Source organism: Ralstonia sp. R-29, assembly GCF_049913345.1.
GTDB lineage: Bacteria > Pseudomonadota > Gammaproteobacteria > Burkholderiales > Burkholderiaceae > Ralstonia.
Genome location: NZ_CP184377.1, coordinates 768,142 through 790,162, shown reverse-complemented (window position 1 = coordinate 790,162; position 22,021 = coordinate 768,142). Strand labels below are relative to the sequence as shown.

Sequence of the window (22,021 nt, the reverse complement as noted above, 5' to 3'; positions counted from 1 at the left end):
ATTTCTCCTAAAGGAACGGCCGCGTTATTGCATGAAAGGACCCCACGCCGGCTCGCGAACCTCGCCGGCCTGGAGGGAAAGAATCTGACGCGTGCGGCCATCGGTCGACACCGCGGCCAGCACCGTCTTGCCACCCACGCGCGTGGAATACAGGATGAACTTGCCGTTGGCAGCAAAGCTCGGCGATTCATCGTAGGACGTATCGGTGAGCGCATTCACGTCGCCGTTGGACAAATCCTGCGTGTACAGGCGGAACGCCCCGCCCACGCGCGAGATATACGCCAGCAGCTTGCCATCCGGCGACACGCGCGGGCTGGTGTTGTAGCTGCCCTTGAAGGTCACGCGCTGCGCACCGCCCGCCTCTTCACCGTCGGCCGACATGCGATAGATCTGCGGCGCGCCGCCACGATCGCTGGTGAAGTAGATCGAGCGGCCATCCGGCGAGAACGACGGCTCGGTGTCGATGGCGCCGCTGCGGGTGAGGCGGCGCAGGCCCGAGCCATCCGCGTTCACCACGTAAACCTGCGTATTGCCGTCACGCGAGAGTGCCACGGCCACGCGGCGGCCATCGGGTGACCATGACGGCGCCGAGTTGTTGCCCTTCTGATTCGAGATCACGGTGCGGCGACCGGCCACCAGATCGTGCACGTACACCACCGGCTTCTTGAGCTCAAACGACACATAGGCCACCTTGGTGCCATCCGGCGACCACGACGGCGAAATGATCGGTTCATTGCTCGTCAGCGCGATTTGCGGGTTGGCACCATCCGAATCGGAAATCTGCAACTGGTAGCGGCGGCCCACCTTCGACACGTACGACAGGCGCGTCGCAAACACACCGCGCTCGCCAATCAGCTTCTGGTAGATGTAATCGGCAATCTCGTGACCCGCCAACCGCAATTGGCCCGGGCCCCGCGTGAGCGAGAGACCGCCCAGGCTTTCGCCCTTGGCGGTGTCATACAGGCGGAAGCGGATTTCATAGCGGTCGCCGTTGCGGGTGACGGTGCCACCCACGAAGGCGGCGGCGCCACGCGTCTTCCAGGCGCCCAGGTCGGGAGCCGGGCTGTCCGGCACCACGGCGCCAGCGACATCCACGTTGGAGAAACGCCCGCTGCGCGCCAGATCCGCACGCACGATGGCGGAGAGGTTCTGCGGGATACCCGCTTCGCCCTGGAAGTTGGCAATCGCAATCGGGTACTGGCTGGCGCCAACGCCCGAGATTTCCACATTGAGCTGGGCGTGGGCCACACCGACGCACGCTGCGGAAAGCAGCAGCGCCTGCGCGGCTCGTCGGAAGATCTGAATCCACATCTTGCGCATCATATTCATCATCCGTATTCGAATCTGGAAGCTTATTGCCTGTCCTTGGGCTTGAACGTCAACGTGACACTGCGCATGCCCTCGGGAGGATTAGGTAGCGGGTCGGAGCGGTCAACAGCCCGCAGCACGGCTTCGTCATACGCGTCGTTGCCGCTGGACTTGGTCAGGCGCTTGGACAGGATGGACCCGTCTGGCGCCATCTGCACCGCCACAACCGCCGTTGGATTGCCGCTGACGGCCGACGGGTCGAACAGGATGTTCGGCTTGACCTTGGCACGAACGCGTTCGGCATAACCTGCCGCCGCCGTACCGCCAGTGCCCTGGCCCGTACCAACGCCGCCGCCTGAGCCCGCTACCTTGCCTCCGGTATTGGGCGTTCCACCAGCCAGCGCTTGCAGATGCGCCAGATTGGCGTTGCGCTGCGCGTTGGCCTTGGCTTCCGCCGCCTTGCGCTCGGCCTCGGCTTTCAACTTAGCCTCTGCCGCAGCCTTCGCCTTCTGCTCCTTCTGCTTGGCCTCGGCTTCCGCCTTCGCCTTGGCTTCTGCCTGTGCTTGCAGTTGCGCGTTCTTGCGCGCCTGGGCCTCGACCGCAGCCTTGTCCTTGGCCTGCTGCTCAGCCAGCGCCTTGCGCTGGAGTTCCGCCTGACGCGCCTGTTGTTCCTTCGCCTGCTGTTCCTTCAACTGCGCCTGGCGCTTGGCTTCCGCGCGCTCAGCGGCGGCGCGGCGCGCCAGCTCGGCCTCGCGGGCTGCGGCGGCCTCTTGTTCGCGTTTGCGCTTCTGCTGCTCCAGCGCAATGTCGGCCTCGTCTTCCACCTTGGCGGGGGGCGCCTTGATGACCGGCTCCGGCTTCACCTCCGGTGGCGGCGCCGACTGCACGGCCTGTTGTATAGCGGCTTCGTCCCACAGCTCCGCCTCTTCGCCGCGCGGTGTACTGCTCTGCCATTGCACGCCGAAATACAGGAAGGCGATCAGCAGCAGATGCGTGAGCACCGCCAACCCGAACGCGCGCAGCGTGCCGCGCTCGCGCACAGGCTCATACCGATGCAGCTTGGAGTGCAACGCCGTCGTGGCCATGACGCTCAAATTGCCTCGCCTCGGTTCATCCGCATGCCCATCACGATTTCACCATCAGGCCGACGCGCTTGACGCCGTCGCCCTTGAGCACGCTCATCACGGTCAGCACGCGGTCGTATTGGACCGCCTTGTCGGCAGCAATCACGACAGGCTGATCGGGGTTTTCGTCGGTACGCTGCTTCACAAAAGCGCGCAGCTCGTTGTTATTGGCAAGCTTTTGCTCGGTCGCCCCTGAACCTGTTTTGACGCGAGCAAGGATCGTGCCGTCGCTCTTGATCGTCACAACAATAGGCGGCTGCGTCTGCTGCGGCGTGGCGTTGGCCACCGACGGCAGGTTGACCACGCCGGGGTTCACCACAGGTGCGGCCACCATGAAGATGACCAGCAGCACCAGCATCACGTCGATGTACGGAACGACGTTGATGTCAGCCTTGGCCCGTCGGGCGCGGCGCGTTCGCTGGATGGTCGCCATACGCTCGGCTCCTTAGCGCGTCTGGCGCTGCAGGATGTTCGAGAACTCTTCCATGAAGCTCTCGAAGCGGTTGGCCAGGCGGTCGATCTCGGTGGCGTAGCGGTTGTAGGCAATCACCGCCGGAATGGCCGCAAACAGGCCGATGGCCGTGGCGACCAGCGCTTCGGCAATACCGGGCGCCACCGCCGACAGCGTGGCCTGCTGCACGTTCGACAGACCACGGAAGGCGTTCATGATCCCCCACACCGTGCCGAACAGACCGATATACGGGCTGACCGAACCGACCGACGCCAGGAACGGCAGATGCGATTCGAGCGAGTCCATCTCGCGCTGATACGCGGCACGCATGGCACGGCGGGCCGCATCCAGAATGGCACTCGGGTCTGAAATGGCGCCGCGCTGTTGCTCACGCGTCTTGAGGTATTCGCGCATGCCGGCTTCAAAAATGCGCTCCAGCGCCCCCGTGGTGTGGCGGTTATTGGCGGCACTCTGATACAGCGCCTGCAGGTCGCCGCCGGCCCAGAAATCGCGCTCGAACGATTCAGTCTGGCTGCGCGCGGCACGCAGCGCAAAGGCTTTGCGGAAAATGTACGTCCAGGAGAACAGCGACATCACCAGCAGCAGGCCCATAACAAATTGGACCAGGACACTGGCGTGCAGCACCAGCGAGACGATCGACAGATCTTGAGTGACCTCGACGGGATTCATGCGGCAGCTTTGATGGTTGCGAGTACGGGAGCGGGAATCGGGGTCGGACGGAATGTGATCCGGTCGACACATCCAACACGAATCGTGCCGGTGGCGAGCAAGATATCGCCACGCCAGCTTTCCTGGGCGAATTGGACCGACGCCGGGCCGACGCGTTCCATACGCGAACGGATCTGCAGCAGGTCATCCAGGCGGGCGGGTGCGCGATAGTCCACAGCAGTGTTGCGCACGACAAAGATAGCCCCAGTCGTGTCAGCCAGCGCCTGCTGATCGACCCCCAGCGCGCGGAGCCACTCGGTGCGGGCGCGCTCGAAGAATTTCAGGTAGTTGGCGTAGAACACCACGCCGCCTGCGTCGGTATCTTCCCAATACACGCGCAGGTTCCAATCAAAAGAAGACATTGGGCAATTTTACCAAGGCGCATGTGACGGCCAGCCATCCACCGGCTGGCCGAGGGCTTGCGTTGGCGCTCAGGCCATGCCTCGCGTCACGCTGGTAGGCGAAAACGACTGGCAAACGGGCATCAATTCCATCGCGTTGACATTGAAGTGCGCCGGCAGCGCCGCCATCCAGTAGACGGCCTCGGCGATATCGTCTGCGGTAAGCGCTTCCGTGCCCTCGTAGACCTTCTCCACGCGGGCATCGTCGCCCTTGAAGCGGACATTGGAAAACTCAGTGCCGGAGCACAGGCCCGGCTCGACGTTCGATACGCGAACGCGAGTGCCGGTCAGGTCCGCCCGCAGGTTCAACGAGAACTGGCGCACGAACGCCTTGGTGGCGCCATAAACGTTGCCGCCCGGATACGGATACGTCCCGGCGATGGAGCCAATGTTGATAACGTGACCGCGGTTGCGCTCGACCATGCCGGGAAGCAGCGCGCGTGTCATGTGGACCAGGCCCGAGCAGTTCGTGCCGATCATGCGGTCCCAGTCGGTCAAGTCGGCGCGCTGGGCGGGCTCCAGGCCGAGTGCCAAACCGGCGTTGTTGACCAGCACATCGACTTCGCGCCAGCCCTCGGGCAGCGAGCCGGGCAGCGCAGCAACGGCGTCCGCATCCAGCACATCCAGCACGATCGGCAGCAGCGCATCGCCCAGTTCGGCCTTGAGCGTATCGAGACGGTCCTGACGGCGACCGGCCGCGATCACGCGGTGGCCTTCTCGCACGAAACGCCGCGCAATGGCCGCGCCAAAGCCGGCTGTGGCGCCGGTCACGAATACGATCATGAGAGTGTCTCCGAGCCTGAAAAAAACGAAGGTCTGAGTTTACCTGAAGCGTTGGAGGCTGTTGCGCCGCAATGTGCGCTGCGACGCGCCCGGTGCCTTGCGGCGGTCATGGGCCTGTCGTACACTCGCGGGCAACCATTCCACCTTGCGCGACTGGCGAATCCTGAGGCTGCTCCCTGCAGCCTCGATATGTGGGCAGCGACCACGAGGAAGCGCAAGGTTTCTGGCGTCATGCACAACGACGCCTGCCGCTCGCCTGGGCAGCGAATGGGAAGCAGGGTGACTTGGGTCCCCGCTGCTCTGTCTCGACAGAACGGTGTCCAAGCCGCGCGCATGTTTCCCGAAGCTCGCCCGCCTCGCCCGACCTACGCCAATTCCGTTTCATTTCAGACCAGACACTCGCCATGTTCGAACGCAGCCGCTATACGATCGACCAGATCGACCCGGAAGTCTTTGCCGCCATCCAGAAGGAAAATCAGCGTCAGGAAGACCACATCGAGCTGATTGCCTCCGAGAACTACACCTCGCCGGCCGTGATGGCCGCCCAGGGTTCGCAACTGACCAACAAGTACGCCGAGGGCTACCCCGGCAAGCGTTACTACGGCGGTTGCGAATACGTGGACGTGGTGGAACAGCTCGCTATCGACCGCGTGAAGCAACTGTTTGGCGCTGAAGCCGCCAACGTGCAGCCAAACTCGGGCTCGCAGGCCAACCAGGGCGTGTTCTTTGCCATGCTCAAGCCGGGCGACACGATCATGGGCATGAGCCTGGCCGAAGGCGGTCACCTGACGCACGGCATGGCGCTCAACATGAGCGGCAAGTGGTTCAACGTGGTCAGCTACGGCCTGAACGCGCAAGAAGACATCGATTACGACGCGCTGGAAGCCCTGGCCCAAGAGAAGAAGCCGAAGCTGATCATCGCTGGCGCATCGGCATTCGCGCTGCGTATCGATTTCGAGCGCATCGGCAAGATTGCCAAGTCGATCGGCGCGTATTTCATGGTCGACATGGCCCACTACGCTGGCCTGATCGCCGCGGGCGTGTACCCGAACCCGGTGCCGCACGCTGACTTCGTCACCACGACCACCCACAAGAGCCTGCGCGGCCCGCGCGGCGGCGTGATCCTGATGAAGGCTGAGCACGAAAAAGCCATCAACTCGGCGATTTTCCCGGGCATTCAAGGTGGCCCGCTGATGCACGTGATCGCCGGCAAGGCAGTGGCGTTCAAGGAAGCGCTGTCGCCGGAGTTCAAGGCTTACCAACAGCAAGTGGTGAAGAACGCCGCCGCCATGGCCGAAACGCTGATGGCCCGTGGCCTGCGTATCGTCTCGGGCCGCACCGAAAGCCACGTGATGCTGGTCGACCTGCGTGCAAAGAACATCACCGGCAAGGAAGCGGAGAAGGTGCTGGGCGACGCGCATATCACCGTCAACAAGAACGCGATTCCGAATGACCCGGAAAAGCCGTTCGTGACCTCGGGCGTGCGCCTGGGCTCGCCGGCGATGACCACGCGCGGTTTCAAGGAAGCCGAGGCCGTGAAGGTCGCGCACCTGATCGCCGACGTGCTGGACAACCCGCACGACGAAGCGAATATCGCTGCCGTGCGCGCCAAGGTGTCCGAGCTGACCAAGCAGTTCCCGGTCTACGGCTAAGCTGTCGACCTGGGTCGAAGGCGCACACGCCCAAGACCACGTAGTACCCTGCCGCGATAGGCCTGCCCGGCTATCGCGGCGTTGTTCTTTTTAGCGCTGTGCGTTCTAGGGTTTCCGAGGAGACCGGCATGAAATGCCCTTTTTGCGGCCACGCGGCCACCCAGGTGATTGAAACCCGCATGTCGGAAGACGCCGACACCGTACGCCGCCGCCGCAAGTGCGAGGCCTGCGATCGCCGCTTCACCACCTACGAACGCATCGAGCTGTTCTTCCCCGCTGTCGTCAAAAAGAACGGCAGCCGCGTCGATTACGACCGCAACAAGGTCAAGGATTCCATGCGCCTGGCGCTGCGCAAGCGCCCCGTGTCCGCCGAGGCCATCGACGAGGCCATCGCGCGCATCGAAGAAAAACTCCTCAGCCACGGCGAGAAGGAAATCGGCAGCGACCGTGTCGGCGAATTGGTGATGCGCGAGCTCAAGCGGCTGGACAAGATCGGGTATATCCGGTTTGCGTCGGTGTACCGCAGCTTTGAGGATGTGGCCGAATTTCGGGATGTCCTCGACGAGATTTCCGCGCCAAGCGTGCGCAAATAGCCTGCTCTGTGGTCAAAGCACGAGCATTGACCACATGTGACAGTTACCCGCCCCAATCCGCACTAACTTGAGCGGCTTCGCTATGCGTCAGCCGCTCCATGTCCACCCGCCCTCGCCCCGCCCGCCAACGCGGCGCCATCCTGATTGAATCGCTCATTGCTCTGGCGCTGCTTTCGCTGGGCGCGGCGGCAATGTTTCACGCGTTCGACTCCATCGAGGCCGCCAGCCATGCCGCGCGCCAACTGAGCGCAAAGGCTCGCCCCCCGCTCGTGCAATCTGCAGCACGCTGACATGACGTACCCGCTTGCCCGGCCCGCGCGTGGCGTGTCGCTGGTGGAACTGCTGGTCGGCATGGTCATCGCCCTGATGGTGCTGGGCATTGCGCTGCAGCTGACCTTGATTGCACGGCAACGCTATCTGCGTCTGGCCGACGAAGCGCTCATGGAAGATCGCGGCATGCAAGCACTGGAGTTGATTCGCGCCGCAGTACAGCAGGCGGGGTGGATAACGGACACGCCCGCGACTTCGCTCGTGCGCCGCTGGCCCCGTGCGAACGATGCGCTGTCGCTGGAGGGTAAAGACAATTGCGGCGGTCCCCACATGCTGTCCGAGTTTGGCTGTAACTCCAACGGAGAGCGTGGCAGCGATGCCTTACTGGTTCGCTTTGCGGGGCGCAGTACACAGCCAGACGGAAAAGCCGAAGACGGTGCCACACGCGATTGCGGTGGCCGCGGCATACCCGAACGCATTGACGGCGCAAGCGATCCCCGCTTGGGATACATGATGTTGTACGTCTCCCGGAGCAACGGGGAGCTGCAATTGATGTGTCGCTCCCTTACCCGGGAGTTCACTGGCGCCCCTAAGGAGACCACCCCAGGCTCCGGCATGGTGCGCGGTATCGACACCCTGCAACTGCTTTACACCATCGCAACACGGCCGGGTGTAGCCCTGTCAGCACGCGGCATGCAAGACACAGATTGGCGCCACGTGCAACAAGTGCACGTGGCTGTGGTCATTCGCGGGGACAACGTCGCTATCAGGCTACCCGAGTCCAACAGAATCACCCTCTTCCCCGGGTTGTCCGCGCAGGCGACCGACCAAGATCTTTACTTCACCCCGACAGACCCACGGCGCAACCGCAGGCTCTTCAACGCCACACTCACCGTACGTAACCCGCTGTACTGCGAGGTGGACGCATGCTGAACTCGAACCCGCTCACGCATGCGCGCGGATTCTCGATCGTTGCCGTCATCGGTGCACTCATCATCGTCAGCCTGTTGATGGTGGCGGCCCTGCATATCGCGCGTGATCAGCGCCGACGCGCCACGCTCTATGCGGATCACGCCCTTGCCATGCGCGAAGCTGAAGCCGCGTTGGCGGCTGCGGAATGCGAGTTGGCGCTCGCCACGAATACCCCCACCAACCACGCTTGCGGAGCGCCGCCGCCCGCCGCGCGCATCGCAGCACTAGACCCGATTACGCTCGCCGGCTTTGTTCCTGGCAGTTGCGGAACTGACGAGTCAACACGTGGCCTGTGCTGGCCAAAGCCAAGTCAAACCGTGCAAGACCTCGCCCACTTTGAGCCCGACCAGAACAACAACAGAAAGGCCAAAGCCGCCGAACTGGACACATTCACCACCGCCGATACGCGCGACAAACCTGCACACCGCGCCCGCTATGTCATCGAGCCCATCCCAGACACCCAGCCCGGACTCTGGACACATGCCGGCGCCGAACGCACGCCCCCACTCTTCCGTATTACCGCCATCGGTTTCGGCAACGACGAGGACGTCAATGTGATGTTGCAATCTGTCTACCGAGCGCGGGCGGTTGCACCATGAAAGCGCAACACATCGGCGCGTGGCTGGCTACCGCATTGATGGGCTTTACCCCAGGGGCGATCGCCGACCCGGCGGCAGGCCAGTTGCCAACTCAACTCGTCATCGCGCCCGGTGACGATGCGTGGAGCGGTCGTCTGCGCGCCATGCAGTTCCATCCCACGCTCGGCACGCTGGATGCACCGGCGCCATCTGATCTGTGGGAAGCGAGCCGCCTGCTGGATACCGCAGTGCCCAACACACGCCAACTCTGGACGTTCAGCCGCGATGGCGCCGGAGCGCGCAAACCTGCGGCACTGCAATGGGAAGCGCTATCGCCCGCCCAACAATCGGAACTCAATGCCGACGACCAACTCGGCGCGGTGCGCGTCGACTACCTGCGCGGTATTCGCAGGGATGAACATGCGGGCGCGCACCTGAGGTCACGCACATCGATCCTGGGTTCCATGCGCGGCGCTCACGCTCTATTGCTCGGCCCGCCGGGCTTTGTCCTGGACGCGAGCCATGCAGCGTTCCGCAAAGATCATGCGCGGCGCGCGTGGATGGTCTACGTCGGCGCGAACGATGGGCTACTGCACGGCTTTGATGCCCTTACCGGCATCGAACGCTTTGCGGTCATGTCGGACGCCGTCCTGCCGACGGCAGCGCGCAACGCTTCGCCGAATCGGCCCGTGCCGTCACCGGTTTGCAGCCGGCCATTTGTCGCCGATGCATTGACAGGTGCGCAGTGGCGGTCGGTGCTCGCATGCGGTAACGGTTCCATGGGGCGTGGCTTGTTCCTGGTGGACGTCACGGACCCCGAGTCCGCCAGCGCTCCTCCTCTGCTGGCCTATGACGACGCCGACGACCCAACCGTGGGCCGGATCGATGGCCCCATTCCGATTGTGCCGCTGGCCGACGGCACGCAATCGCATTGGTTCGCCATCAGCGGCAACGGCCAGGGCGACGCGCAAGCCGAAAGCCGCCTGTTGCTGCTGGCACTGGACCAGCCCCGCACGTCTGCGTGGTCCAAGAACACAGCGCATGCCATCACAGTACCGGCGGCCGGTAGCCGTGGTGGATTGGGTGCACCGGCAATCGCGCTGAACGCGCAAGGGCTTGCCACCTATGCGTACGCCGCGGACACGCGGGGCCAGATCTGGCGCTTCAATCTGAGCGGCACATCGCCCTGGCCCAACGCACTCGGCACCAATGACACGCAGCGGCGCACGCCCTTTTTCATAGCCAAATCGAGCAAGGGACTGACGCAGGGCATCCTTTCCCCGCTCTTGTTGGCTGCCAGTGCTGGCGGCGCATTGCTAGTCTTTACCGCTGTCGATGCCGATCAACACGCCACCGTGTACGGCGTCTTGGATACCGCTGCTTCCGCGCGCAGCCTCGGACGCGAAGACCTCGCCGGCCGCAGCGCCACCGCCGACGCTGGCACCGTACAGATCAGCGCGGACGGCAGCAGCGGTGCGGCTGGCTGGCGCATCGACCTGCCAGCGGGCCAAGTACCCGAAGATCTGTCCACCGCCGACATGCACACCTTGCTGCTGACCACACGCGATGCAGACGGCAGTAAGCGCGCCTATCTGCTAGACCCAAGCGCCGGTCTACCCACAGAAACAAGCGGGCACACCGGGCACGTCCTTGTCGGCTCGCCACTCGTCACGACCCAGACCGAATCGCCCACTCAGCTGTCAACCGGCGAGCCGCCTACGCAAACCACGCACACGAGGCTCTGGCAGGTCGATGGAGATCGTGTTCGCCAAATGGAAACCCGCACCTACACGCGCCGATTCGGCAGGCTGAGCTGGCGCGAGATGACCGAAACCGGGGCACGCTGATGCGGCGCATACACGCATACACCCTGCTGGAGCTGATGGTAGTCGTTGCCGTGGCGTCTGCGCTGGCGTTTGTGGCCATGTCCGGCTGGCCGGCGTATCGAGACCGCTCCCGTCGCGCGGCGGCCGGTGCGGCCCTGGTGGCAACCCTCGCCCAGTTGGAACTGCGACACGCACGTACGGGCACATATCAGTCCCCGGACGATTCCCCCGGCCCAACGCTGCAGGTCGATGGCTACCGGATCGACGTCCACGCAGATTGCACCGGCATTGATTCTGTCCGGCGACCCAGGCAGTGCATTGAGATACAGGCGGTTCCCAGCCCTCCCACCCATTCCGATGCGTGCGGCACACTCGTCCTGCGCAGCACCGGCGAGCGCCTGCCACCTGACCCAGCATGCTGGCCATGACGTGCGCGACACGGCGTATGCAACAGACCGGCGTCACACTCCTTGAACTGGCCGTCGTGATGACCATCGTCGGCATATTGGCCGTGGTGGCGGTGCCCTCCATCGTCGACCGCTGGCAGCGCGCGACAGTGATCTTGCTTGCTGAACAGTTTGCGAGCGCGGTATCCCTTGCCCGAACCACAGCCCAGTACCAACATGTTCAGGCGCACCTACGCCCACGAGACGGGGCCGCAGACTGGTCGAAGGGTTGGGAAGTGGTCACGTCGCCGCCCGCAAGCTCTCCTGACAGAACATCGAAGCCGACGCAAGAAACCCTGTTGTCGGCGTCCCCTTCCATCCCCCCCACCGTACGGATCACGTCCAATTTCCCTGACGACACGTTTTCGTTTGCACCTGTGGGATACTCACGCACAAGCAACGGCGCCTCTCTGTTCCGTACGCTGACCATCACCAGCGGCCGGCATACACGCAGCGTGACGATCAACGATGTTGGTCGTGCCCGCATTTGCGACCCAGGCACGGTCACCGATTGCCCAGTCACCGGCGACACCCCTTAACTTCCCCAACGCTTCACACCATGTTCTCCGACTTCGACCACGCCATGATGCAACGTGCCCTGGCGCTGGCCGAGAAGGGGCTCTTCACCACCACGCCCAACCCACGCGTGGGCTGCGTCATCGTGCAAGGCGACGCCGTCATCGGTGAAGGCTACACACAGCCCGCGGGCCAGGACCACGCGGAAGTCCAAGCCATCAAGGATGCCCAGTCGCGCGGCCAGGACGTCCGTGGCGCCACCGCCTATGTGACGCTCGAGCCCTGCAGCCACTTCGGGCGCACCCCGCCCTGTGCGGATCGCCTGGTCGAAGCCGGCATCGCCCGCGTGGTGGCGGCCATGGAAGACCCCAACCCTGCCGTTTCCGGACGCGGCCTGCAAAAGCTGCGCGATGCCGGCGTCGATGTACGCTGTGGCCTGCTGGAACGCGAGGCGCGCGAGTTGAACATCGGCTTCGTGTCGCGCATGACGCGTGGCACGCCCTGGGTGCGCGTGAAGGTTGGCGCGTCGCTCGACGGCCGCACTGCGCTGGACAACGGCATCAGCCAGTGGATCACCGAAGCCGAGGCGCGCAACGACGGCCATCGCTGGCGCGCCCGCGCGTGCGCCATCCTCACCGGCATCGGCACGGTACGTGAAGACAACCCGCGCCTGACCGTGCGCGCGGTCAACACGCCGCGCCAGCCGCGCCGCGTGCTGATCGACTCGGCGCTGGACGTGCCGCTCGACGCGCACATCCTCACCGCCGACGGCCACCACGAACCGACGCTGATCTTTGCCGCGCAGCCCGAAGCCGGCCGCATGCGCGCCCTGGCCGAGCGCGGCGCGGAGGTCATCCTGATGCCGAACGCGGCCGGCAAGGTCGATTTGGCGGCCATGCTGCGCGAGCTCGGCCGCCGCGAAATCAACGAACTGCACGTCGAGGCTGGTTTCAAACTCAACGGTTCGCTGCTGCGTGAGGGGCTGGTCGACGAGATCCTCGTCTATCTGGCGCCCAAGGTGCTCGGCTCGGGCCAGGGCATGTTCAATATGGGGCCGCTGCAGACGCTGGAAGGCGCGGCCGAATTCTTCTTTCACGATATTTCGCGCATCGGGGGCGATCTCCGCATCCTGGCGCGCCGCAACCCAACGGATTGATTACGTATGTTCACCGGAATCGTCGCCGCAGTTGGCCGCATTGAAACCGTCTCGCCGCTGGGCGCAACCCCCGATGCCGCTGACGCAGGCGTGCGCCTGTCCATTGATGCCGGAGGATTGGCGCTGACTGACGTCGCCCTGGGCGATTCCATCGCCATTCAGGGCGCCTGCATGACGGTCGTCGCCAAAACCGATACCCGTTTCGACGTGGATGTGTCGCGCGAATCCCTATCCAAGACCGTGGGACTGGAAGGCCCCGGCGAAGTGAATCTGGAAAAGGCGCTGCGCTTGGCCGACCACATCGGCGGCCACCTCGTATCAGGTCACGTGGACGGCCTGGGCACCGTCACGCATTTCGCGCCGGTGGGGGAATCGCACGAACTGCGCGTGCGCGCCGCGCCGGAATTGGGCAAATATCTGGCCTATAAGGGGTCGGTGGTCGTCAACGGCGTATCGCTCACGGTCAACCGCGTGCGCGACGACGCCGACGGCTGCGAGTTCTCGATCAACTTGATCCCACACACTGTGGCGGTCACCACGCTCAAACACCTGAAGGCCGGCAGCCAGGTCAACCTGGAAATCGACCTCATCGCCCGCTATGTCGAGCGCATGCTAAGTCACACCACACTCGCGTAGGCCGCCACGATCTGAGGCCGGGCGGAGGGGCATCGCGCGGGCCGCCTTCGCGTACAATAGCGGGCTTCCCATTTATGCAGTCGCAGGCCCCCGAAGTTACAAATTCCGGGGCTGGCCCGCGACGCGCTTCCCGCTACGCCATGTCGATCGCCACAGTCGAAGAAATCATTGCCGAAATCCGCGCCGGCCGGATGGTCATCCTGGTCGACGAGGAAGACCGTGAGAACGAAGGCGACCTGGTCCTGGCAGCCGATTTCGTTACGCCGGAAGCCATCAACTTCATGGTCACGCATGCGCGGGGCCTGGTATGCCTGACACTCACCGAAGAACACTGTGATCAGCTGGACTTGCCGATGATGGCAAGCCGCAACGGTACGCAGTTCGGCACCAACTTCACCGTATCGATCGAGGCGGCCGAGGGCGTGACCACCGGCATTTCCGCCGCCGACCGCGCCCGCACCATCCAGGTGGCTGCCGCCAAGAACGCCAAGCCGTCGGACCTGGTGAACCCGGGTCACATCTTCCCGCTGCGTGCCCAGAAGGGCGGCGTGCTGATGCGCGCTGGCCACACCGAGGCCGGTTGCGACCTGACCGCACTGGCCGGCCTGACGCCCGCCGGCGTGATCTGCGAGATTCTGAAAGACGACGGCACCATGGCGCGCTTGCCGGATCTGGTGGCGTTTGCCCAGAAACACGGTTTGAAGATCGGCACGATTGCGGATTTGATCGAATACCGCAGCCGCACCGAGAGCATCGTCGAGCGCGTTGGCGAACGCACGATGGAAACGCAGTTCGGCACGTTCCACGCCGTTGCGTTCCGGGACCGCGCTGCGGGCCGTGCCCACCTAGCGCTGGTTAAAGGCACGCCGACGCCAGACACCGAAACGCTGGTGCGCGTGCATGAGCCGCTGTCGGTACTGGACTTGCTCGAGTGCCAGCGCACCACGCATTCGTGGAGCGTGCCCGCCGCCTTGCGCGCCGTGCAGGCCGCGCCGGCCGGCGTAGTCGTGCTGCTCAATTGCGGCGATTCGCCGGACCGCCTGTTCGCGCAGTTCACCGCGCTGGATGCCCCGCACGAGCGCCCGCGCGCTAAGCCCGACCTCCGCCTCTACGGGATCGGCGCGCAAATCCTCAAGGACGTGGGCGTTGGCAAGATGCGTGTGCTGGCCTCTCCGCTCAAGCTGCCGAGCATGGCCGGCTACGACCTGGAGGTCACGGCCTACCAATCGATGGCCGATGCCCCGGAAACGGCTTCAGCCACCACCCACTAAGGTTTCGTACGGCAGCTTCGGCTGCCCCGCTGATTTCTTCTTTTCTGACGCTGCCCTGTGCGGCAACTCCAACCGGAATACACCATGGACCACGGTTTCTACCCGACCAATCTGAACGGCGAAGGCCTGCGCATCGGCATCGTCCAGGCGCGCTTCAATGAACCCGTGTGCGAAGCGCTGCGCGAGGCGTGCGTCGCTGAGCTGGAACAACTCGGCGTGGCCGGCGAAGACGTGCTGCTGGTGACCGTGCCGGGCGCACTGGAAGTGCCGCTGGCGCTGCAGAAGATGGCCGAATCGGGCCAGTTCGACGCACTGATCGCACTGGGCGCCGTGATCCGCGGCGAAACGTATCACTTCGAGCTGGTGTCGAACGAATCCGGCGCCGGCATCACGCGCGTGGGCCTGGACTTCAACGTCGCCATCGCCAACGGCATCCTCACCACCGACACCGACGCACAAGCCCACGCTCGCACCCGCGAGAAGGGTCGTGATTGCGCCCGTGCCGCTGTTGAAATGGCCAACCTGACGAACGATCTCGACGGTCTGCAGGATCACGGCCAGGAAGACGAAAACGAGTAAACGCGCGAATCAGCGCCGCGAATATGCGCCCACCGGCGCAAAGGCTTTTCCATGACGCAAGACAATTCCCAGGCCAAGACCAAGGCGCCCGCCAAGAGCGCGCGCCGCCGTGCACGCGAACTCGCACTGCAGGGTCTGTATCAATGGCTGCTCAACCGCAACGACCCGGGCGTGGTCGAGGCGCATCTGCAAGACGCACAAGGCTTCAACAAGGCCGACCGTGCGCACTTCGACGCCCTGCTCCACGGTGCCATCCGCGAAGAAACCACGCTGACCGAGGCCTTCACGCCGTATCTGGACCGTCCGGTCGCCGAGCTGTCGCCGGTCGAGCGCGCTGCCCTGCTGGTTGGCGCGTACGAGCTGGTGCACTGCGTGGACATCCCGTACAAGGTCGTGATCAACGAGGCCGTTGAACTGACCAAGACCTTTGGCGGCGTGGAAGGCTACAAGTACGTCAACGGCGTGCTGGACAAGCTGGCCGCCCAGGTGCGCGCTGTTGAGGTTGCCGCCCGCCGCTGATCGCGGCGTTTGTTGTTCGCTTTCCTTTTCGCATCGCTTGAAGATGGACGCCCACCGCCTGCAGACAGCCGCCCGGCTGGCCAATATTCGCGCTTTTCACGTGATGGAGCTGGCCAAACAGGCTCGCGAACTGGAACTGGCGGGACGCAGCATCATCCACATGGGTATCGGCGAGCCGGATTTCACCGCCGCCGAGCCCGTCGTGCAAGCGGCCGCCGATGCCATGCGCCGCGGCGTCACGCAATACACCGGCGCGCTGGGCATTCGCCTGTTGCGCGAAGCCATCGCCCGCTACTACCAGTCCACCTACGGTCTCGACATCGCGCCCGAGCGCATCATCGTCACGGCTGGCGCGTCAGCCGCGCTGCTGTTGGCTTGTGCGGTGCTGGTGGAAGTTGGCGGCGAAGTGCTGATGCCCGATCCGAGCTACCCGTGCAACCGTCACTTCGTGGCCGCCTTCAATGGCACGGCGAAGCTGGTGCCATCGGGGCCGGAAGCACGCTTCCAATTGACGGCCGAGCAAGTCGACGCCAACTGGAGTGACCGTACGCAGGGCGTACTGCTGGCGTCCCCGTCCAACCCGACGGGCACGTCGATCCTGCCGGACGAGCTGCAACGCATCGTGCAAACGGTGCGGGCGCGGGGTGGGTTCTCCATCGTCGACGAGATCTACCAGGGCCTGTCGTACGACCACGCTCCAGTTTCTGCGCTGTCGTTCGGCGACGATGTCGTCACGATCAATAGCTTTTCGAAGTATTTCAATATGACGGGCTGGCGCCTGGGCTGGCTGGTCGCGCCCACCGAACTGGTGCCCGAGTTCGAGAAGGTCGCGCAGAACCTGTTCATCTGCGCGTCGGCGGTGGCACAGCATGCGGCGCTGGCGTGTTTTGAGCCCGAAGCGCTGGCCATCTACGAGGACCGCAAGGCCGAATTCCGCCGTCGACGGGATTTCATCGTGCCGGCGCTGGAGTCGCTCGGTTTCAAGGTGCCGGTCAAACCCGACGGCGCCTTCTATGTGTACGCCGACTGCCGTGGCGTGAACCATCCGCACGCCAACGACGCCGATGCGCTCACACAGTCCATGCTGCATGACGCGGGGGTGGTGCTGGTGCCAGGGCTAGATTTCGGCCCGCACACGGCGCGGCACTACATCCGCCTGTCGTATGCAACGTCGATGGATCATCTGGAAGAAGCGGTAGCCCGACTGGGCAAGCTGTTCAGCCGGTAGCCCCAACGCTGCGCATCGCCCAAACAAAAAAAGGCCGTCCCGAAGGACGGCCTTTCTTATATAGCGAACGCGAGCCGCAATTGCAGAGGATCAGGCTTGGCCTTGATGCACGCCAGCTTCCAGACGCGCTTCTTCCTGCTGGCCGGCGACCGGCTGCTTATCGGCTGGCTTGGCAGTTTGCGCCTTCGCATCGGCCTGCGTCACGGGCGCGGCTGCAGCCACCGGCTTTGCTGCCGGCTCCCGCTCGGACGCCATGGTCACCGGCGACTTGTGACCCGTCGCCACCATGCGCAAGCGAGAACGCTCCTGCAACACCTTGCCGCCATAACCGCTGCCATCCGTCGTCACCGCACCCACGTACAGCTTCAGACCACCCTCGATCGAGCCGGCACGCGCGATGCAATCCTTGAGCACCAGCGCGCCCACCTTGATATTGGCGTACGGATTGAGCGCAGCGCCAACGCCACCGATCGCCTCGTACTTATCCTTGTGGATGTTGGTCATCACCTGCATCAGGCCCTGCGCGCCCACGCCGCTTTCGGCAAACGGGTTGAAGCTGGATTCGATGGCCATCACGCCCAGGATCAGCAGCGGGTCCACGCCGACTTCCTTGCCGGTCTGGTAAGCCGCCTTCACCAGTTGGCCCGTAGCGGTCGCTGCTACGCGGTACTTACGGGCGATGTACTCCGCCACGGCAGCCTGCTCACGCGGCGTACCGGCGGTTGCGGACTCACGCGCGTCGCGGACGACCTGCGTGTTCGGGATCTGCGCAGCCAGTTCGGCCACAGATGGCACCTTGGAAAGCGTGTCCCAGCCAGCAGCCGCGACCGTGCCACCTTGGGCCGCTGCAGGCGCCACCGCCTGGACGGCACCCGTCCCGGCTGACGGCGCAGTCGGCGCAAAGGCGACCGGCTGTACGCCAGCCGCAATCGCGGACGACGGACCGGCCGAAGCGACATTGGTGTCCACACCCGGCGTGAAATGCAGCACGCGCTGGGCGACGACGGCACGCCACTCGCTATTGAGCGAGAGCGCCACCGCAGCCACCACCGCCAGCACGCCGATGCTGTTGAGCACGACATGCCCGCCGCGGAAGACCCACAGCACGCCAGGATGCAACTCATTGCGGGACGCGACAGCGCCCCCTGCGTTCAACTCCATGCGCAGCTTACGAGGCAGCGCAACTTGACCAGCACGCGCAAGGCGGTGGCCAACCGGGGCAACGAGCCGGCGTTGCAGCGCCGATCCGAGCCCGGAAGAATGAAGGGTTTTCCAACCGTTCATACTTACCTCCGTCCGCTGCGCAGATCCGGTGGGCGCCTTTCTTTTGCATGGCGCCGTGCGTTTCGAATCGCAACGGTTTTTAGTAAGGATGCCGCGCTGTTGCAGTCAGCCGGCATCTGTTGGGGGCACTCCCCTAGTGCCCAGAGAAATGCGGGCCGTGTCCTTGGGGAGGTCACGTCCCGCAGCGATGCTGTGTGCTCTGGCGTCGCCGCTCATACGTAGGAGAGCTAGGCGAAGGCAATAGCCGAAAACATGTTGCATTGCAACAATTGCCAGATCGGATTGGATTGTAGGAAGCGCGTTATGCCAAGTCAATCATAAAGAAGTAAGTTTTCATATCAAAAAGTTATGATTTGACCCCCGTTGTTGGGACTGGCTGACCTGCAAGGCGTTCTGTCATCAGGGTGCCGCGAAGTTTTGCCCGTACAATCGCGGCCACCCCGCCTACACCAAAAAAAGCGTCCCGGGACGATCATTCGGCCGTTTCGGGGTGCGTGATGGCGCCCCGACCATTACCTTTCGTTACAAAATCTCCATGCAATACAGAGACTTACGTGACTTTCTCGCCCAGTTGGAGCGCATCGGCGAACTGCGGCGCGTGCGTCAGCCGGTGTCACCGCGGCTGGAAATGACCGAAGTCTGCGACCGCCTGCTGCGCGCCGAAGGCCCGGCGGTGGTCTTCGAACAGCCGGTGGACGGTACGCGCAAGTACGACATACCCGTGCTCGCCAACTTATTTGGCACGACGCGCCGCGTGGCGCTGGGCATGGGCGCGGAATCGCTCGACGAATTGCGCGATGTGGGCCGCCTGCTCTCCGCGTTGAAAGAACCTGAGCCGCCTCGCGGCCTGCGTGAAGCCGGCAAGCTGTGGACGATGGCCAAGGCCGTGTGGGACATGGCACCGCGCAAAGTGTCGTCCCCCGCATGCCAGGAGATCGTGTGGGAAGGCGACGATGTGGATCTCGCGCGCATTCCCGTGCAGACGTGCTGGCCGGGCGACGCAGCGCCCCTGGTCACGTGGGGGCTGGTCATCACGCGCGGGCCGCACAAGAAACGGCAGAACCTGGGCATCTATCGCCAACAGGTGATCAGCCGCAATCAGGTCATCATGCGTTGGCTGGCGCACCGGGGTGGCGCGCTGGATTTCCGCGAGCACGCCATCGCCAATCCCGGCCAGCCGTTTCCGATTGCCGTGGCGCTGGGTGCAGACCCGGCCACCATTCTCGGTGCGGTGACGCCGGTGCCGGATACGCTCTCGGAGTATCAATTTGCCGGCTTGCTGCGGGGCAGCAGGACCGAGCTTGCGACGTGCCTCACACCCTCCTTGGCGCAGGCGCAATTGCAGGTGCCGGCTGGGGCGGAGATCGTCCTCGAAGGCCACATCCAGCCGGACCCAACGCACCCGAGCGGCTATCAGCATGCACTCGAAGGCCCGTTTGGCGACCACACCGGCTATTACAACGAGCAGGACTGGTTCCCGGTCTTCACGGTCGAGCGCATCACGATGCGCCGCGACCCGATCTACCACTCCACGTATACAGGCAAGCCGCCCGATGAGCCGGCCGTGCTGGGCGTGGCGCTCAACGAAGTGTTCGTGCCGCTGCTGCAGAAGCAGTTTCCGGAGATTGCGGATTTCTACCTGCCGCCCGAGGGCTGCAGCTACCGCATGGCGCTGGTCAGCATGAAGAAGCAGTACGCCGGCCACGCGAAGCGCGTGATGTTTGGCGTGTGGAGCTTCCTGCGGCAATTCATGTATACGAAGTTCATCGTGGTGGTGGACGACGATGTGAACCTGCGCGACTGGAAGGAAGTCATCTGGGCCATCACCACGCGCGTGGACCCGGCGCGCGACACGGTGATGGTGGAAAACACCCCCATCGACTACCTCGACTTCGCCTCGCCGGTGTCAGGCCTGGGCTCCAAGATGGGCATCGACGCCACCAACAAGTGGCCCGGCGAAACCACCCGCGAATGGGGTCAGCCCATCGTCATGGATGCTGCCGTCAAGGCCAAGGTCGACACCATGTGGGAGTCGCTCTTCCAGTAACCACAAGGGCTGGCGGGCCACGCAGCGAGCGAACGGTCGTTCGGTTATTCTTGGCGAGTTAAGCGACTGCTGCATCTAAAAGGCGGGCCTTTCGGTCCGCCTTCCTTTATGGAGACCGCCATGGCCGAAGCACACGACTCCCGCACCGCCAACGCACTGGAGCGCATCAAAGACCGCTCCCTCATCAAGACGCAGTCCTACGTGGATGGCACCTGGGTAAGCGCCACAGACAGCGCAACCTTTGCCGTTCACGACCCGGCCACCAACGCGCATTTGACTGACGTCGCCAACCTCGGCCACGCCGAAACGCTGCGCGCGATCGATGCCGCCAACGCGGCTTGGCCGGCGTGGCGTGAATTGACTGGCAAGGAGCGCGCGACCCTCCTGCGCCGCTGGTTCGACCTGCTCATCGCCAACGCCGACGACCTCGCCGCGCTGATGACCGCCGAGCAAGGCAAGCCGCTGGCCGAGGCCAAGGGCGAAATCATCTACGGCGCCTCGTTCATCGAATGGTTTGCCGAAGAAGCCAAGCGTGTTTCGGGCGACGTCATGGCCAGCACCTGGCGCGACAAGCGCATGGTGGTGCTCAAGCAGCCGGTGGGCGTGTGCGCGTCCATCACGCCGTGGAACTTCCCGCTGGCGATGATCACCCGCAAAGTGGCGCCGGCATTGGCGGCGGGCTGCACCATCGTCATCAAGCCTGCCGAGCAGACACCGCTCTCCGCGCTGGCGATGGCCGAACTGGCGCACCGCGCGGGCATCCCCAAGGGTGTGGTCAACGTGGTGACGGGCGATGCCGATCGCTCGATCGCCATCGGTAAAGCGCTGTGCGAATCGCCGATCGTGCGGCATCTGTCGTTCACCGGGTCGACGCCGGTGGGCCGCATCCTGATGCAGCAGTGCTCGCCGACGGTGAAGAAGGTGGCGCTGGAGCTGGGCGGCCATGCGCCGTTCATCGTGTTCGACGATGCGGACATCGATGCTGCCGTGGAAGGCGCAGTGCAGTCGAAGTACCGCAACGCAGGCCAGACCTGCGTGTGTACGAACCGCTTCTATGTGCATGCCTCGGTGTACGACGCGTTTGTCGAGAAGCTCTCGGCCAAGGTCAAGGGCATCAAGGTCGGCAACGGCTTCGACACAGGCGTCGTGCAAGGCCCGCTGATCGACGATCAGGCTGTGGAAAAAGTGCAGCGGCACATCAGCGATGCGACGCAGAAAGGCGCGCGCCTGACTGCCGGCGGCAAGCTGATGCAGGGCTTCGGCTCGCAGCGCTTTGTCGAGCCGACCGTGCTGGCCGACGCCACACCCGACATGCTGATCGCCCGCGAAGAGACCTTCGGCCCCGTCTCCGCCATCTTCAAGTTCCAGGACGAAGCGGAAGTCGTGCGCCTGGCCAATGACACCGAATTCGGCCTCGCCTCGTACTTCTTCAGCCGCGACATCGGCCGCATCTGGCGCGTGGCCGAACAGCTTGAGTACGGCATGGTCGGCATCAACACCGGGCTGATCTCGAATGAGGTGGCGCCGTTCGGCGGCATCAAGCAATCGGGCCTGGGCCGTGAAGGTTCGGTCTACGGCATCGACGAATACCTTGAGTTGAAGTACCTGTGCATGGGCGGCATCTGAGCCGCCTCCCCCTGGCCGACTTGCTC

The 22,021-nt window shown here is 64.2% G+C and carries 23 protein-coding genes and 1 riboswitch; of the genes, 16 read left to right on the top strand and 7 right to left on the bottom strand.

The window, feature by feature from the left end; all coding sequences use genetic code 11:
• Nucleotides 1-24: 24 nt before the first annotated feature.
• The 6 genes from tolB to ydfG form a co-directional block, all read right to left on the bottom strand.
• Complete coding sequence (gene tolB / locus ACN9M1_RS03740; protein ID WP_426398794.1) at nt 25-1,329, bottom strand: Tol-Pal system beta propeller repeat protein TolB; 1,305 nt, start codon at nt 1,327-1,329, stop codon at nt 25-27.
• Nucleotides 1,330-1,352: 23 nt separating this feature from the next.
• Complete coding sequence (tolA, locus tag ACN9M1_RS03735) at nt 1,353-2,393, bottom strand: cell envelope integrity protein TolA (RefSeq protein WP_426398793.1); 1,041 nt, start codon at nt 2,391-2,393, stop codon at nt 1,353-1,355.
• A 40-nt stretch (nt 2,394-2,433) separates the two neighbouring features.
• Nucleotides 2,434-2,865, bottom strand: coding sequence for a protein TolR (gene tolR / locus ACN9M1_RS03730; RefSeq protein ID WP_426397498.1), 432 nt, complete (start codon nt 2,863-2,865; stop codon nt 2,434-2,436).
• A gap of 12 nt (nt 2,866-2,877) precedes the next feature.
• The gene (gene tolQ / locus ACN9M1_RS03725) at nt 2,878-3,573 is read right to left on the bottom strand and encodes a protein TolQ (RefSeq protein WP_426397496.1); all 696 of its coding nucleotides are present in this window, start codon (nt 3,571-3,573) and stop codon (nt 2,878-2,880) included.
• Nucleotides 3,570-3,974, bottom strand: coding sequence for a tol-pal system-associated acyl-CoA thioesterase (ybgC, locus tag ACN9M1_RS03720; protein WP_426397494.1), 405 nt, complete (start codon nt 3,972-3,974; stop codon nt 3,570-3,572). The genes tolQ and ybgC overlap by 4 nt, the downstream gene beginning before the upstream one ends.
• A gap of 69 nt (nt 3,975-4,043) precedes the next feature.
• Complete coding sequence (gene ydfG, locus ACN9M1_RS03715) at nt 4,044-4,796, bottom strand: bifunctional NADP-dependent 3-hydroxy acid dehydrogenase/3-hydroxypropionate dehydrogenase YdfG (RefSeq protein ID WP_426397492.1); 753 nt, start codon at nt 4,794-4,796, stop codon at nt 4,044-4,046.
• A gap of 139 nt (nt 4,797-4,935) precedes the next feature.
• Nucleotides 4,936-5,065, top strand: a riboswitch (ZMP/ZTP riboswitch).
• A 135-nt stretch (nt 5,066-5,200) separates the two neighbouring features.
• On the opposite strand from ydfG, the gene glyA reads away from it, so the two are divergent.
• The 14 genes from glyA (at nt 5,201) to ACN9M1_RS03645 (ending at nt 17,038) form a co-directional block, all read left to right on the top strand.
• Entirely contained in the window at nt 5,201-6,448 is a 1,248-nt protein-coding gene (gene glyA, locus ACN9M1_RS03710; protein ID WP_426397490.1) for a serine hydroxymethyltransferase, read from the top strand.
• Nucleotides 6,449-6,576: 128 nt separating this feature from the next.
• On the top strand, nt 6,577-7,041 hold the full coding sequence (gene nrdR, locus ACN9M1_RS03705; protein WP_426397488.1) for a transcriptional regulator NrdR: 465 nt from the start codon (nt 6,577-6,579) through the stop codon (nt 7,039-7,041).
• A gap of 98 nt (nt 7,042-7,139) precedes the next feature.
• A complete protein-coding gene (locus ACN9M1_RS03700; RefSeq protein ID WP_426397486.1) occupies nt 7,140-7,331 on the top strand; it encodes a prepilin-type N-terminal cleavage/methylation domain-containing protein in 192 nt (63 codons plus the stop codon).
• A 43-nt stretch (nt 7,332-7,374) separates the two neighbouring features.
• Nucleotides 7,375-8,244: a PilW family protein gene (locus tag ACN9M1_RS03695; protein ID WP_426397484.1), complete on the top strand. Its 870-nt coding sequence runs from the start codon at nt 7,375-7,377 to the stop codon at nt 8,242-8,244.
• The gene (locus tag ACN9M1_RS03690) at nt 8,238-8,882 is read left to right on the top strand and encodes a pilus assembly protein (protein ID WP_426397482.1); all 645 of its coding nucleotides are present in this window, start codon (nt 8,238-8,240) and stop codon (nt 8,880-8,882) included. The genes ACN9M1_RS03695 and ACN9M1_RS03690 overlap by 7 nt, the downstream gene beginning before the upstream one ends.
• On the top strand, nt 8,879-10,708 hold the full coding sequence (locus ACN9M1_RS03685) for a pilus assembly protein (protein WP_426397481.1): 1,830 nt from the start codon (nt 8,879-8,881) through the stop codon (nt 10,706-10,708). The genes ACN9M1_RS03690 and ACN9M1_RS03685 overlap by 4 nt, the downstream gene beginning before the upstream one ends.
• The gene (locus ACN9M1_RS03680; protein ID WP_426397479.1) at nt 10,708-11,115 is read left to right on the top strand and encodes a prepilin-type N-terminal cleavage/methylation domain-containing protein; all 408 of its coding nucleotides are present in this window, start codon (nt 10,708-10,710) and stop codon (nt 11,113-11,115) included. The genes ACN9M1_RS03685 and ACN9M1_RS03680 overlap by 1 nt, the downstream gene beginning before the upstream one ends.
• Before the next feature lie 17 nt (nt 11,116-11,132).
• The gene (locus tag ACN9M1_RS03675; protein WP_426397477.1) at nt 11,133-11,672 is read left to right on the top strand and encodes a GspH/FimT family pseudopilin; all 540 of its coding nucleotides are present in this window, start codon (nt 11,133-11,135) and stop codon (nt 11,670-11,672) included.
• 20 nt (nt 11,673-11,692) lie between these two features.
• The gene (gene ribD / locus ACN9M1_RS03670) at nt 11,693-12,805 is read left to right on the top strand and encodes a bifunctional diaminohydroxyphosphoribosylaminopyrimidine deaminase/5-amino-6-(5-phosphoribosylamino)uracil reductase RibD (RefSeq protein WP_426397475.1); all 1,113 of its coding nucleotides are present in this window, start codon (nt 11,693-11,695) and stop codon (nt 12,803-12,805) included.
• Between the two features lie 6 nt (nt 12,806-12,811).
• Nucleotides 12,812-13,441, top strand: a complete 630-nt coding sequence (locus ACN9M1_RS03665) for a riboflavin synthase (protein WP_426397473.1) — start codon at nt 12,812-12,814, stop codon at nt 13,439-13,441.
• A 140-nt stretch (nt 13,442-13,581) separates the two neighbouring features.
• A complete protein-coding gene (gene ribBA, locus ACN9M1_RS03660; protein ID WP_426397471.1) occupies nt 13,582-14,712 on the top strand; it encodes a bifunctional 3,4-dihydroxy-2-butanone-4-phosphate synthase/GTP cyclohydrolase II in 1,131 nt (376 codons plus the stop codon).
• Between the two features lie 84 nt (nt 14,713-14,796).
• A complete protein-coding gene (gene ribH, locus ACN9M1_RS03655) occupies nt 14,797-15,291 on the top strand; it encodes a 6,7-dimethyl-8-ribityllumazine synthase (RefSeq protein WP_426397469.1) in 495 nt (164 codons plus the stop codon).
• A 51-nt stretch (nt 15,292-15,342) separates the two neighbouring features.
• Complete coding sequence (gene nusB / locus ACN9M1_RS03650) at nt 15,343-15,810, top strand: transcription antitermination factor NusB (protein ID WP_012761449.1); 468 nt, start codon at nt 15,343-15,345, stop codon at nt 15,808-15,810.
• A gap of 43 nt (nt 15,811-15,853) precedes the next feature.
• Nucleotides 15,854-17,038: a pyridoxal phosphate-dependent aminotransferase gene (locus tag ACN9M1_RS03645; protein WP_426397467.1), complete on the top strand. Its 1,185-nt coding sequence runs from the start codon at nt 15,854-15,856 to the stop codon at nt 17,036-17,038.
• Nucleotides 17,039-17,128: 90 nt separating this feature from the next.
• Here the strand turns inward: ACN9M1_RS03645 and ACN9M1_RS03640 are convergent, their stop codons facing one another.
• Nucleotides 17,129-18,322 (bottom strand): transglycosylase SLT domain-containing protein, encoded by a 1,194-nt coding sequence (locus tag ACN9M1_RS03640; protein ID WP_426397465.1) that lies wholly within the window; start codon nt 18,320-18,322, stop codon nt 17,129-17,131.
• A 535-nt stretch (nt 18,323-18,857) separates the two neighbouring features.
• Here ACN9M1_RS03640 and ubiD point away from each other — a divergent pair.
• Together ubiD and ACN9M1_RS03630 are read left to right on the top strand one after the other, a co-directional pair.
• A complete protein-coding gene (gene ubiD / locus ACN9M1_RS03635; RefSeq protein WP_426397463.1) occupies nt 18,858-20,369 on the top strand; it encodes a 4-hydroxy-3-polyprenylbenzoate decarboxylase in 1,512 nt (503 codons plus the stop codon).
• Nucleotides 20,370-20,489: 120 nt separating this feature from the next.
• On the top strand, nt 20,490-21,995 hold the full coding sequence (locus tag ACN9M1_RS03630; protein WP_426397461.1) for an NAD-dependent succinate-semialdehyde dehydrogenase: 1,506 nt from the start codon (nt 20,490-20,492) through the stop codon (nt 21,993-21,995).
• Nucleotides 21,996-22,021: the final 26 nt, after the last annotated feature.